The sequence below is a fragment of the Streptomyces sp. GESEQ-4 genome, assembly GCF_017948455.1.
Classification (GTDB): domain Bacteria; phylum Actinomycetota; class Actinomycetes; order Streptomycetales; family Streptomycetaceae; genus Streptomyces.
Window position 1 is genome coordinate 30858 of record NZ_JAFFSU010000010.1, and the last position, 13289, is coordinate 44146.

Consider the following 13289-nt stretch of genomic DNA (forward strand, 5'->3'; position numbering starts at 1 on the left):
TCCGGATTCCTCTCCTGCCAGCAAGGAAAGGCTCGTCTAACCTGCGCTTTTACCATCGAGCGCTCATTCGGCATCGCGTATGCACAGATGTCGACTGGGTGACCTTGAGGCCCCCGACGCTCTTCCGGACCCCTCCGGTGGGACACATCCGCAAAGGGCTCCGCGCCCTGGGAGGAGCCCCCGGAGGAGAGGCCCCCTATGGCATCGATCGCCTGCGTTCCCTCGGCCCCGGCGCCCGGGAACGCCGCCGAACTCCGCGACCGGGCACGCGGCGCGCTGCTCGGCCTCGCCGTCGGCGACGCCCTCGGAGCCCCCGCCGAGAACATGAAGCCCTCCGAGATCCGCGCCCGCTGGGGCCGTATCACCGGTTACGTCGCCGACAAACCGGCCGGCACGGACGACACGGAGTACGCGATCTTCTCGGGCTTGCTGCTGGCCCGTCACGGCAGTGCCCTCACCCCCTCCCATGTGGAAACGGCCTGGCACAAATGGATCGCCGACCGCGACGAGGGCCCCTTCCGCGGCGCCGGCTTCAGCGAACGCGGCACCCTGGAGAACCTCCGCCGCGGCCTCGCCGCCCCCATCTCCGCCCAGCACCGCCACGCCTGGAGCGACGGCCTCGCCATGCGCGCGGCCCCCTTCGGCGTCTTCGCCCCGGGCCGCCCCGCCGAAGCGGCCCGTCTGGTCGCGATCGACGGCTCGGTCAGCCATGACGGCGAGGGCATCTACGGAGGCCAGGCGGTCGCGGCCGGCGTCGCCGCGGCGATGGCCGGCGCCCCGACGATCGCGGTGGTGGCGTCCGCCCTCGCCGTCGTCCCGGACGACTCCTGGACGGCCCGCTCCCTGCGCCGCGCCGTCGCCGTCGCCCACCGCGGCGAACGCGCGGTCCGCTCCGCGGTCGTCATCGGCGGCTACCCCTGGACCGACCTCGCTCCCGAAGCCGTCGCCCTCGCCTTCGGCGCCTACGCGGCAGCCGACGGCGACTTCGTCCAGGCCGTACTGACCGCCGTGAACATGGGCCGCGACGCCGACACCACGGCGGCGGTCGCGGGCGCCCTCGCCGGCGCGACCCAGGGCGCATCCGCCATCCCCGCCGACTGGGCCGCCGCCATCGGCCCGGCCCACGGCAGCTGCCTGCCGTCGATGAGGGGCCACCATGTGCTGGATGTGGCGGACCTGCTGACGGGAGACGAGGACGCGGAGGCAGAGACAGAGACAGAGGAACGGCAGGACGATCTCGTACGACCGGATGATCTCGTACGACATGAGGGGCGGGCGGCGTGCAACCCCGTGGCCCTCTATGTCCTCGCCGCCGACGAGGACGAGGTGCGGCCGTGACCCGGCGGGTGGAGGGGCTGCTGCTGGGGCTGGCCGCGGGGGACGCCGCCGGTTGGCCGGCCGCCCGGCACCGGGCGGCCCGGATGCCGGAGTGGACGCGGCGCCTGACGCGCGAACTGGACACGTTCGCGGAGCAGAACGCGACGACCACGCTTCCCGTGCCGATCGCGCTGAACCAGCCCCCGGAGCCCCTCCGCCTCGGCCCGTCCGACGACGCGGAGTGGGCGGTGTTCGCGGCGGAGGCCGTGCTGCGGGCCGGGGACGACAGTGCGCTGGGCGACCTGAGCCGGGAGCGCCGTACGCGGGCCGCCATCGATCTGACCTGGAACGCGGTCGCGAGCGAAGTCGCGGCGGCGGCCGAACGCGCCCCCGAGATCGAGTCGGCGGTGCTCCCGCTGCGCGCCCGTATCTCGGTCCGGGCCGGTCTCGGCAACCTGGCCACCGGACTGCGCCCGCCCGCGACCGGCCACGACAACCCGCACTACTTCGACGACGCGGCATGCGTACGGGCCTGTGTGCTGGCCGTCGCCCACCCCGGCGACCCCCAACTCGCCGCCTCGCTCGCCGAGTTCGACGCCCGCTACACCCAGGACGGCGACGGAGTGCACGGCGCGCGTGCGATGGCGGCGGCACTTTCGCTGGCGCTGGTCGGAGCGGAGGTCGAGGCGTGCGCGCGGGCGGCCCTCGCGGAACTCCCCGAGTCCACCGAGGTCGGCCGCAACGCCCGCCACGCGCTGAAGCTGGCGGCCGACACGGACAGCGCCTTCGCGCTGATCCCGCTCCTGGAGCACCAGATCGTCGACCACGTCTACAGCTACGGCATCGCCGCCGCCGAAACCGTCCCGGTCGCCCTGGCCCTGGCGACCGCGGCACACGGCAGGATCGCCGAGGCGGTCCCCGCGGCGGCCTGTCTGTCCCGGGTCGCGGACTCGGCCCCGGCGCTCGTGGGCGCCCTGACCGGCGCGCTGGGCGGCGGCGCGGCGATCCCGGCGACCTGGCGGGACACCTGCCGCACCCTCTCCGGCTGTGTCCTCCCCCGCCTGACCGGCACCGACCTGGTGGAACTCGCCGAACTCCTGGAAGCCGCGCAACCGGCCCCACCGGGGGGATGATTCTGGGCATGACGCCCAAAGGAGAAGAAACTTCAGCGATCACTCTGCCGGACCGGATCACCGGCGCCCTGGTCGGAGCGGCCGTCGGCGACGCACTCGGCGGCCCCGTCGAGGGCTACTCCCCCGCCCAGATCCTCGAACGCCACGGCGGCCGCGTCCACGGCATCGTCGGCCCCTGGCACGGCGACGCCTGGCGCACCGCCCGCCCCATCGCCCCGTACCACAAGGGCGACGGCCACATCACCGACGACACCTTGCTGACCCACGCCCTGGTACGGGTGTACGCCCAGGTCCGCGACCACCTGGACGCCTACGCGATCGCCGAGTACCTGGTGCCGGACCTGATGACGAACCCGCGCTGGATCCCGGAGCTGGAGACGGAGACCCTGCCGCTGCACCGGGTCTTCCTGGCGGAGAAGTGGCTGGTCGCGAGGTTGCACTACGGCCATGTCGACCCGCGAGAGGCCGGCGTCGGCAACATCGTCAACTGCGGTGCGGCGATGTACATGGCCCCGGTCGGCCTGGTCAACGCGGCCAACCCGGCGGGCGCGTACACCGAGGCCCTGGACATCGCGGGCGCCCACCAGTCCTCGTACGGCCGCGAGGCGGCGGGCGTCTTCGCGGCGGCGGTCGCCGCGGCCTGCACGCCGGGCGCGACACCGGACTCGGTCGTCACGACCTGCCTGTCCCTGGCGAAGGACGGCACGCGCGCCGCGATCGAGAAGGTCTGCGAAGTGGCTTCCGCCCATTCGGACTTCGAGTCGGCGCTGAGCCCGCTACGGGAGGCGGTGGCACCGTACGACACAGTGGGCCCCGACTACCGGCAGCCCTCCCTGGGCGCCCGCCGCCCGTCCCGCCTCCACGCGATCGAGGAACTCCCCGTAGCGCTGGGCATGTTGCTGGTCTCCGACGGCGACTACCGCGGGGCTGTCCTCGGCTCCGTGAACTACGGCCGCGACTGCGACTCCATCGCCACGATGGCGGGCGCACTCTCGGGCGCCCTGGGTTCCCCGATCCCGGAGGACTGGTCCAAGACCGTCTCGGAAGCCAGCCGCCTGGACCTCTGGGAACCGGCGACGACACTGACCCACGTCACGCAAGAGATCTTCGAACGGGACGTACGACGACGCCGAGCCCATGAACAGGCCCTGACCGAGCTCGGAGTCCCGGCATGCTCCGACTGACCTGGGTCCAGCCGGAGGACTTGGTCGGCCACGAGCTGCGTCAGGCAACCCTGGACGGCCGCGAACCTTCGAGAATCGCGGCGCGGTGGCGAGCGGCGGGCGGGAACGAGGCTCCACCCCGGTCCGGTGCATCTCCGGATCGGGCATCGCGCTACCTGCGACAACTGGCAGAAGACTTGCTGGACGAACTGGCGGACCTGCCAAGCGCGTTGGAGGAACAAGAACCGACGGAACTGGAGAAGATCAGAGCCCTGTGCCCCCAGCTGCGGGCAGCTGTCCCGCCCAAGCTGCAGGCAACTGTCCCGCCCAAGCTGCGGGCATGCGTGCCGCCTGGGGCGGCACGGGTGGGCGCAGGCGGCACCCCGCCAGCGCCGGGCTGCGCGACCCACCCCGCCCCAGCCCCCACGCAGGCCCGCTTGGAAGCAGCCTGGCTCGGCCGAGCAGCAGGGTGCCTCCTCGGCAAACCAGTCGAGAAGCTCCCCCTGACCGCCATCCGCCACCTCGCCAAGGCCACCGGCAACTGGCCCCTCACCACGTACTTCACAGCCAAGGGCCTCCCCGCGGACCTCGCCACGAAATACCCCTGGAACCGCAGATCCGCACCAACCTCCCTCGCCGAGAACATCGACGGCATGCCAGAGGACGACGACCTCAACTACCCCCTCCTCAACCTCCTCCTGCTCCAACGCCACGGCAAATCCTTCACCACCGAAGACGTAGCCACCCTCTGGCTGGACGAACTCCCCGCAGGCCGCACGTTCACCGCCGAACGCATCGCCTACCGCAACCTCCTCACCGGCATCGCCCCTCCACAAACGGCCCGCCACCGCAACCCCTTCCGCGAATGGATCGGCGCCCTGATCCGCGCCGACGTCCACGGCTGGACCAACCCCGGCAACCCGGCCGCCGCAGCGGAACAGGCCCACCGCGACGCCACCCTCACCCACACGGCGAACGGCGTCTACGCGGCGATGTTCACCGCGGCCGTCATCGCCACGGCCGCCACCGGCACGCAGAACATCCACACCTGCCTGCGCACCGGCCTCACGGTCATCCCCCCGGACTCCCGCCTCACGAAGGCCATCCACTACGCCCTCCAACTGGCCGAAGACCACACCGACTTCGACACCGTCGTAGATGAACTCCACATCACCTACGCCGACCACCACTGGGTCCACGCCATCCCCAACACCGCCCTGATCACCGCCGCCCTCACCCACGCGAACGGCGACTTCACCACCTCCATCTGCCGTGCCGTCTCCGGCGGCTGGGACACGGACTCCAACGGCGCCACGACCGGCAGCATCGCCGCCCTCCTCGCCGGTTCCCCCACCGCACTCCCCGACCGCTGGACGACCCCTCTCAAGAACCGACTGTCCACCTCCGTCGGCGACTTCAACGGCACCGGCTTCGACACCCTCGCCCACCTCACCCAAGCGCTCACCCAAGCCCTCACCCCCCTGGAGGCTTCTCGCCCATGACCCACATCGCCGTACTCGGCAGCACGAACATGGACCTGGTGGCCTACGTCGAGAAGGCTCCACAACGCGGCGAAACAGTCACCGGCCGCGCGTTCCGCACGATCCCCGGCGGCAAGGGCGCCAACCAGGCGATCGCCGCCGCCCGCGCGGGCGCCACCGTCTCGATGATCGGCGCGGTCGGCAACGACGGCTTCGGCGCCCGCCTCCGTTCCGCCCTCGAACACTCCGGCGTGGCCACCGACCATCTGCGCACCACGGAGGGCCCGTCCGGCACCGCCCACATCGTGGTGGACGACGACGGCAGCAACGCGATCGTCGTGGTCCCCGGAGCCAACGGCACCCTCGACCACCTCACCCCCGGCGACGAGGGCCTGATCGCCTCCGCCGACGCCCTGCTCCTCCAACTGGAGATCCCGCTCACCACGGTCCTCGCGGGCGCCGAAGCGGCACGCGCCCATGGCGTCCGTACGATCCTCACGCCCGCCCCGGCCCAGCCTCTGCCCCCCGAACTCCTCGCCGCCACCGACCTGTTGGTCCCGAACGAACACGAGGCGGCCACGCTCACCGGCATCCCCGACCCCCACGCCGCCGCGTACGTCCTGCTCGACCAGGTACCGGAAGTGGTCATCACGCTCGGCGCCTCCGGCAGCCTCTACACGGCCCGCGGCCAGGAGCCGGTCACCGTCCCGGCCCCGAAGGTCACCGCCGTGGACTCGACCGGCGCGGGCGACACCTTCGTCGGCGCCCTGGCGGTGGCGATCACCGAGACGCGCCCCATGCGGCAGGCCCTGGCGTGGGCCGCCGCGGCAGCCGCACTGTCCGTACAGCGAGCGGGAGCGTCGGCGTCGATGCCGACCCGCCAGGAGATCGAAGCGCAGTTCGCCTCATGACCACACCCGAATCCACACCCCGAGCCACATCCCACCCCACACCCCGAACCGCACCCCGAGCCACACCCCACCCCACACCCCGCACCGCGCCCCCACTGACCGGCCTCCGCGTCCTCGACCTGGCCACCCTCTTCGCCGGCCCCCTCGCCGCCACCCTGCTCGGTGACTTCGGTGCCGAGGTCATCAAGGTCGAGCACCCGACGAAACCGGACCCCGCCCGAGGCCACGGCCCGGCGAAGGACGGAGTCGGCCTGTGGTGGAAACTCCTCGGCCGCAACAAGCGCACGATCACCCTGGACCTCTCCAAGCCCGGCGGCCGCACCACCCTCCTGCGCCTCGCCGCCACCGCCGACGTCGTCATCGAGAACTTCCGCCCCGGCACCCTGGAGAAATGGGACCTCGGCTGGCCGGAATTGTCGGCCGCCAACCCCCGCCTGGTCCTCACCCGCGTCACCGGCTTCGGCCAGTTCGGCCCCTACGCCCACCGCCCCGGCTTCGGCACCCTCGCCGAGGCGATGAGCGGCTTCGCCGCGATCACCGGCGAGCCCGACGCGCCCCCGACGCTCCCGCCGTTCGGCCTCGCCGACTCGATCGCGGGCCTGGCGACGTCGTACGCCGTGATGACCGCACTCGCCGCCCGCGACCGCACCGGCGCCGGTCAAGTCGTCGACATGGCCCTCATCGAACCGATCCTGACGGTGCTCGGCCCCCAGCCGACCTGGTACGACCAACTCGGCTACGTGCAGGAACGCACCGGCAACCGGTCCGCCAACAACGCCCCGCGCAACACCTACCGCACCGCGGACGGCACCTGGGTCGCCGTCTCGACCTCGGCCCAGTCGGTCGCGGAACGCGTGCTGCGTCTCGTCGGCCGCCCGGACCTGATCGACGAACCCTGGTTCGCGACCGGCGCCGACCGGGCCAGCCACTCCGACGTTCTCGACGAGGCGGTCGGCACCTGGATCGCCGAACGCCCCCGCGCCGAGGTACTGGCCGCCTTCGAGAAGGCGGAGGCGGCAGTGGCCCCGATCCAGGACGTACGGGATGTACTGACCGACCCGCAGTACCAGGCCCTCGGCACGATCACCACGGTCGACGACCCGGAACTGGGCCCCCTCCGCATGCAGAACGTCCTCTTCCGCCTCTCCGAAACCCCCGGCGCGATCCGCTGGCCGGGTCGCCCGCACGGCGCGGACACGGAGCAGGTCCTCACCGAACTCGGCCTGACAGCCACCGAGTTGGAGGCATTGCGCGAAGAAGGGGCCGTACGGTGATCTTCCCCCTGACCTGGCTCTACGTCCCCGGCGACCGCCCGCATGTCGTCATCAAGGCCCTCGCCTCGGGCGCCGACGTGGTCGTGATCGACCTGGAGGACGCGGTAGCCCCGGACCGCAAGGCCTACGCCCGCGCGGCAGCGGCCGAACTCCTCTCCGACCCCCAGCCGACCCCGGTCCACGTCCGCGTCAACGCCCTGGACGGCCCGTTCGCGGCGGCCGACCTCACCGCACTGGCATCTCTCCCGGGCCTGTCCGGCCTGCGCCTCCCGAAGGTGTCCACCCCCGAACAGGTCGTCCACATCGCGGAACTCCAACCCGGCCCACCCCTGTACGCCCTCCTGGAATCCGCCCTCGCCGTCGAACACGCCTACGCGATCGCGTCCGCCCACCCCGCACTCCACGGCATCGCCCTGGGCGAGGCGGACCTCCGAGCCGACCTGGGTGTACGGCACGACGCGGGCCTGGACTGGTCCCGCTCCCGCGTGATCGTCGCCGCCCGCGCGGCCGGCCTCCCGCCACCACCCCAGTCGGTCCACCCCGACACCCGCGACCTGAACGGCCTGACCGCATCCTGCGCCCACGGCCGCACCCTCGGCTTCCTGGGCCGCGCCGCCATCCACCCCCGCCAACTCCCCGTCATCGAACGCGCCTACCTCCCCACGGAGAAGGAACTGGAACACGCGGAGACGATCATCAAGGCAGCCACAGGAGATCAGGGCGCCCAGGCCCTCCCGAACGGAACATTCATCGACGCGGCGGTAGTGGCGGCGGCGCAACGAACCCTGTCCCTGGCATGCCGCCGCTGATCCCTTCCCCTGCCCCGGACACAACGAGGGCGCCCGCACAAGCGCGCGGGCGCCCTCATCGACGTACAACCGACCCTCAGGTCTTCTTCGCGGACCCCGACTCGGATTCGGTCTCGGCCTTGTCCTTCACGTCGTCATCGGCGGCATCGTCACCGTCGGCCGAACCGCCGGAGGCATCCGCATCCGCGGCGGCCTCCGGATCCGGCTCGATGATCTCTTCCTGCCCCGGCCGCTTCTTCGCCGACACCACGATGTAGGCCACCGCGAGCAGGAACAGGAGCAGGGCGGTCCAGTTGTTGAGGCGGAGGCCCAGGATGTGGTGGGCCTCGTCGACCCGCATGTACTCGATCCAGAACCGGCCGACGCAGTACGAGGCGACGTACAGCGCGAAGGCCCGCCCGTGCCCGAGCTTGAAGCGGCGGTCGGCCCAGATGACGAGGACCGCGACGCCGATGCACCACAGCGACTCGTACAGGAACGTCGGGTGGTAGTACCCGGGCACCCGGCCGTCCGCCGTGGACGTGATGTGCAGGGCCCAGGGCAGGTCGGTCTCCCGCCCGTACAGCTCCTGGTTGAACCAGTTGCCCCAGCGTCCGATGGCCTGCGCGAGGGCGATGCCGGGGGCGACGGCGTCGGCGTAGGCGGGCAGCGGGAGGCCACGACGGCGGCAGCCGATCCACGCACCCAGCGCGCCGAACGCGATCGCGCCCCAGATGCCGAGGCCGCCCTCCCAGATCTTGAAGGCGTCCACCCAGTCGCGGCCTTCGCTGAAGTACAGCTGGTAGTCCGTGATCACGTGGTAGAGCCGACCGCCGACGAGGCCGAAGGGCACGGCCCAGACAGAGATGTCGGCCACCGTGCCGGCCCGCCCGCCCCGGGCGACCCAGCGCCTGCCGCCGAGCCAGACGGCGACGAAGACGCCGATGATGATGCAGAACGCATAGCCGCGCAGCGGAATGGGGCCGAGGTGGATCACCCCGCGCGACGGGCTGGGAATGTAGGCAAGTTCCATGGCAAGGTCGACGCTACCCTGCCGGGCCGCGCCCACGGCAGGTGGCCCGGCAACGGGTGCGTAACGGGCGGGCGCCCCGGCTCACGCCTTGTTCGCCTCCTGCACCAGCTGCTTCAGCTTCGCCGGCGTCATCGACTGCTCCTGCAGGATGTTCTTCCCGTCGAGCAGCACGGTCGGCGTGCCGCTGAAGCCGCCGTCCTGGAAGGCGGCCGCGGACTTCTCGACCCAGTTGTTGTAGGTGCCCTTCTCCACGCAGGTCCGGAAGGCGGGAGTGTCGAGGCCGTCGACCTTGGCGGCCAGCTCGATGAGCTTGCTGTTCTCGCCGAAGGCGTCGTCGGTCTCCGGCGGCTGGTTGTCGAACAGCACGTCGTGGTACGCGGGGAACTTTCCGGCGTCCTGGGCACAGGCCGCCGCGTTGGCCGCGTTGCGGGAGCCGGTGCCGCGCATGTTGCCGTCGATGATCGTCGCGAGGCGGTACTCGACTCTGAGCTGTCCGGAGCCGGTCAGTTCATGGATGGCCGAGCGGTACACCGTCTCGAAGGACTTGCAGGCCGGGCAGCGGAAGTCCTCCCACACCGTGAGCGTCGACTTGGCGCTGTTCTTGCCGACCGGGATGGCGAGATTGCCCTCGCCGTTCGCCCCCGAGGGCGCCACGAGCGGGCCCGAGCTCTCGCTGTCGTCCTTGCCCGCGTTGGCCGCGACGACGCCGATCACCGCCGCGAGCCCCAGGACGCAGACGACGCTCGCGCCCACGATCAGGGCCCGTCGGCGCTTGTCCGCGGCATTCTGCTTCTCACGCTCGACCGCCAGCCGCTCACGGGCGGTGCGCTTTCCCTCACGGTTCTTCTCGCTCACACCCACAGAACGAACCGGGGAGGCGCACCGCGCCTCCCCGGTCCCAGGTCCACCCGGAAGAGGGACCTGTATGACATCCCGGTTGTTACGCCTGCCCGCGCACGCCCTTCGCCAGCTCACCGGCGAGGCCGCGGACGGCCTCGACACCGGCCGCGTCGTCCGGCGCGTCCAGCATTCGCTTCACGAAGGCCGAGCCGACGATCACGCCGTCGGCGAAGCCGGCGACCTCGGCGGCCTGTTCGGCGTTGGAGACGCCGAGGCCGACGCAGACGGGCAGCGCGCTGGTGGCCCTCGTGCGATCGACCAGGTCCTCCGCCTGCGCGCCCACCGATTCACGGGTCCCCGTGACGCCCATCAGCGACGCCGCGTACACGAATCCTGAGCCCGCCGCGGTGATCTCGGCGAGCCGGGCGTTCTTGCTGCTGGGTGCGACGACGAAGACGGTCGCCAGGCCGTGCTTCTCGGCGTGCTCCCTCCACAGGGCCGACTCCTGGACCGGGAGGTCGGGCAGGATGCAGCCCGCGCCGCCGGCCGCCGCCAGCTCGGCGGTGAAGCGCTCGACGCCGTAGCGGTCGATCGGATTCCAGTACGTCATCACGAGCACCGGCTTCCCGGTCGCCTCGTACGTCTCGCGCACCGTGCGCATCACGTCGGCGATCTTGACGCCGCCGCGCAGGGCGATGTCGTCGGCGGTCTGGATGACCGGGCCGTCGAGGACGGGGTCGCTGTGCGGCAGACCGACCTCGACGACGTCGGCGCCGCCGTCGAAGGCGGCCTTGATCGCCTCGATACCGCCGTCGACGGTCGGGAACCCGGCCGGGAGGTAGGCGATCAGCGCGGACCGGCCCTCCGCCTTCGCGCCGGCGAGGGTGTCCGTCAACAGCTGGATGTTCCCGCTCACTTGGCGTCCCCCTCGATCTCGGCGGTCTCGCTGCCGGCGTCGGCGGCGACCTCGGCGTCGGTGTCGTACAGCCCGAAGTAGCGGGCGGCGGTGTCCATGTCCTTGTCGCCGCGGCCCGACAGGTTGACCACGATCAGCCCGTCCTTGCCCAGCTCCCGGCCGACTTCGAGCGCGCCGGCGAGCGCGTGCGCGCTCTCGATCGCCGGGATGATGCCCTCGGTCCGCGACAGCAGGCGCAGGGCCTGCATGGCGGCGTCGTCGGTGACCGCGCGGTACTCGGCGCGACCGGTGTCCTTGAGGTAGGAGTGCTCGGGTCCGATGCCGGGGTAGTCCAGACCGGCCGAGATCGAGTACGGCTCCGTGATCTGGCCCTCCTCGTCCTGGAGGACATAGCTCCGGGAACCGTGGAGGATGCCGGGCTCACCCGCGGTCAGGGTCGCCGCGTGCTCACCGGTCTCGACGCCGTGGCCCGCGGGCTCGCAGCCGATGAGGCGTACGTCCGGGTCGGGGATGAAGGCGTGGAAGAGGCCGATGGCGTTGGAGCCGCCGCCGACGCAGGCGATGGCGGCGTCGGGGAGACGGCCCGCGCGCTCCAGCAGCTGGCGGCGGGTCTCGACGCCGATCACGCGGTGGAAGTCGCGGACCATGGCGGGGAAGGGGTGCGGGCCGGCGACCGTGCCGAAGAGGTAGTGGGTGTGGTCGACGTTCGCCACCCAGTCGCGGAACGCCTCGTTGATGGCGTCCTTGAGGGTGCGCGATCCCGACTTCACGGCGATGACCTCGGCGCCGAGCATGCGCATACGGGCCACGTTGAGGGCCTGGCGCCGGGTGTCGATCTCGCCCATGTAGATGGTGCACTCGAGGCCGAACAGCGCGCAGGCGGTGGCGGTCGCGACGCCGTGCTGGCCGGCGCCGGTCTCGGCGATCACTCGGGTCTTGCCCATGCGCTTGGTGAGCAGGGCCTGGCCGAGCACGTTGTTGATCTTGTGTGAGCCGGTGTGGTTCAGGTCTTCCCGCTTGAGGAAGATGCGGGGGCCTCCGGCGTGCTCGGCGAAGCGGGGGACTTCGGTGAGGGCACTGGGGCGGCCGGTGTAGTTGACCAGGAGGTCGTCGAGTTCTCGGGCGAACTCGGGGTCGTGCTTGGCCTTGTCGTACTCGACGGCTACCTCGTCCACGGCGGCGACGAGGGCCTCCGGGATGAACTTGCCGCCGAATGCGCCGAAGTAGCCTTCGGGGCTGGGGAGTTGACCCTGGGGGTCGGGGATGAAGAAGTCGCTGGGCATGCGGATACCTCACGGTGAGTGCGTGGAAAAGACACTAATCGCCGTGGGGGCGGAGATGATCAGTTGGCTGCGGGACCGTTGTGGCTGGTCGCGCAGTTCCCCGCGCCCCTGACGGGGCGCTGCCATCGACGGCCGTTCACCTGTCCCGGTTCGTCTCCGATGACGTAGCGGACCCGCCGTCCGTGCACCCTGCGTGCCGGTGCGCGGCAGCCGCGGGGGCGGCAGCCGCGTGCTAGGCGGGCGTGGCGGTCCACGGTTGTCACGGTCAGCGAGAGAGTCATCGGCGTTAACCCTACCGGGTGATCAGCCGCGGCCGTGGCGGAGTGCGGGGTGGGCGCCCGCTGCCACCAGGTCGGCCACTGCTGTCTTCGGGTCCTTGCCGGTGACGAGGGACTCGCCGACGAGGACGGCGTCGGCGCCGGCGTTGGCGTAGGCGATGAGGTCGTGGGGGCCGCGGACGCCGGATTCGGCGATCTTGACGATGCCTTCGGGGATCTCGGGGGCGACCCGCTCGAAGGTGCCGCGGTCGACCTCGAGGGTCTTGAGGTCGCGGGCGTTGACGCCGATGATCTTGGCGCCGGCCTCGACGGCACGGTCGACCTCGTCCTCGTCGTGGACCTCGACGATCGGGGTGAGCCCGATGGACTCGGCGCGCTCGACGAGGGACTCCAGGGCGGGCTGGTCGAGGGCGGCGACGATCAGCAGGACGAGGTCGGCGCCGTAGGCCCGGGCCTCCCACAGCTGGTACGACGTGACGATGAAGTCCTTGCGCAGGACCGGGATGTCCACGCGGGCGCGGACGGCCTCCAGGTCGGCCAGCGAGCCGCCGAAGCGGCGCTCTTCGGTGAGGACGGAGATGACGGCGGCGCCGCCCGCCTCGTAGTCCGCGGCGAGTCCGGCCGGGTCGGCGATCGCGGCCAGCGCGCCCTTGGAGGGGCTGGAGCGCTTGACCTCGCAGATGACCTTGACGCCGTCCCCGCGCAGGGCGGCCAGACCGTCCTTGGCCGCGGGAGCCTTCGCCGCGCGCTCCTTGAGCTCGTCGAGGCTGACGCGCGCCTGCCGCTCCGCGAGGTCGGCACGGACTCCGTCGATGATCTCGTCGAGCACACTCACGCGAGCGGCCCCCTTCCAGACGGTTGACTGTGAAAGC

At 71.7% G+C, this 13289-nt stretch carries 13 protein-coding genes; 7 read left to right on the plus strand and 6 right to left on the minus strand.

The annotated features are described in order from the left end of the window. Window positions 1-198: 198 nt before the first annotated feature. From KCH48_RS20340 to KCH48_RS20370, 7 genes are read left to right on the plus strand one after another with little or no spacing between them, the layout of a single operon-like run. A complete protein-coding gene (locus tag KCH48_RS20340; RefSeq protein WP_210576060.1) occupies window positions 199-1338 on the plus strand; it encodes an ADP-ribosylglycohydrolase family protein in 1140 nt (379 codons plus the stop codon). Further along, window positions 1335-2450 carry an ADP-ribosylglycohydrolase family protein gene (locus tag KCH48_RS20345; protein WP_210576062.1) on the plus strand — a complete coding sequence of 372 codons (1116 nt, stop codon included), beginning with the start codon at window positions 1335-1337 and terminating at the stop codon, window positions 2448-2450. The genes KCH48_RS20340 and KCH48_RS20345 overlap by 4 nt, the downstream gene beginning before the upstream one ends. 8 nt (window positions 2451-2458) lie before the next feature. Next, window positions 2459-3634 (plus strand): ADP-ribosylglycohydrolase family protein, encoded by a 1176-nt coding sequence (locus KCH48_RS20350; protein WP_210576063.1) that lies wholly within the window; start codon window positions 2459-2461, stop codon window positions 3632-3634. Next, window positions 3622-5115, plus strand: a complete 1494-nt coding sequence (locus KCH48_RS20355) for an ADP-ribosylglycohydrolase family protein (RefSeq protein ID WP_210576064.1) — start codon at window positions 3622-3624, stop codon at window positions 5113-5115. The genes KCH48_RS20350 and KCH48_RS20355 overlap by 13 nt, the downstream gene beginning before the upstream one ends. Next, window positions 5112-6005: a ribokinase gene (gene rbsK, locus KCH48_RS20360; RefSeq protein WP_210576065.1), complete on the plus strand. Its 894-nt coding sequence runs from the start codon at window positions 5112-5114 to the stop codon at window positions 6003-6005. Before KCH48_RS20355 ends, rbsK begins: the two co-directional genes overlap by 4 nt. Next, the gene (locus tag KCH48_RS20365; protein ID WP_210576066.1) at window positions 6002-7279 is read left to right on the plus strand and encodes a CaiB/BaiF CoA-transferase family protein; all 1278 of its coding nucleotides are present in this window, start codon (window positions 6002-6004) and stop codon (window positions 7277-7279) included. The genes rbsK and KCH48_RS20365 overlap by 4 nt, the downstream gene beginning before the upstream one ends. After that, entirely contained in the window at window positions 7276-8088 is an 813-nt protein-coding gene (locus tag KCH48_RS20370) for a CoA ester lyase (protein ID WP_210576067.1), read from the plus strand. The genes KCH48_RS20365 and KCH48_RS20370 overlap by 4 nt, the downstream gene beginning before the upstream one ends. 76 nt (window positions 8089-8164) lie before the next feature. On the opposite strand, the gene lgt is transcribed toward KCH48_RS20370, so the two are convergent. The 6 genes from lgt to trpC all read right to left on the minus strand — a co-directional run bounded on the left by lgt (window position 8165) and on the right by trpC (window position 13252). Beyond that, on the minus strand, window positions 8165-9100 hold the full coding sequence (gene lgt, locus KCH48_RS20375) for a prolipoprotein diacylglyceryl transferase (RefSeq protein WP_210576068.1): 936 nt from the start codon (window positions 9098-9100) through the stop codon (window positions 8165-8167). Between the two features lie 81 nt (window positions 9101-9181). Then, window positions 9182-9955 carry a thioredoxin domain-containing protein gene (locus KCH48_RS20380; RefSeq protein WP_210576069.1) on the minus strand — a complete coding sequence of 258 codons (774 nt, stop codon included), beginning with the start codon at window positions 9953-9955 and terminating at the stop codon, window positions 9182-9184. Window positions 9956-10040: 85 nt separating this feature from the next. Next, entirely contained in the window at window positions 10041-10856 is an 816-nt protein-coding gene (gene trpA, locus KCH48_RS20385) for a tryptophan synthase subunit alpha (protein WP_210576071.1), read from the minus strand. Continuing rightward, window positions 10853-12139 carry a tryptophan synthase subunit beta gene (gene trpB, locus KCH48_RS20390; RefSeq protein WP_210576073.1) on the minus strand — a complete coding sequence of 429 codons (1287 nt, stop codon included), beginning with the start codon at window positions 12137-12139 and terminating at the stop codon, window positions 10853-10855. The genes trpA and trpB overlap by 4 nt, the downstream gene beginning before the upstream one ends. A gap of 59 nt (window positions 12140-12198) precedes the next feature. Then, entirely contained in the window at window positions 12199-12420 is a 222-nt protein-coding gene (gene trpM, locus KCH48_RS43420) for a tryptophan biosynthesis modulator TrpM (RefSeq protein WP_374104696.1), read from the minus strand. Window positions 12421-12442: 22 nt separating this feature from the next. Continuing rightward, window positions 12443-13252: an indole-3-glycerol phosphate synthase TrpC gene (gene trpC / locus KCH48_RS20395; RefSeq protein WP_210576075.1), complete on the minus strand. Its 810-nt coding sequence runs from the start codon at window positions 13250-13252 to the stop codon at window positions 12443-12445. Window positions 13253-13289: the final 37 nt, after the last annotated feature.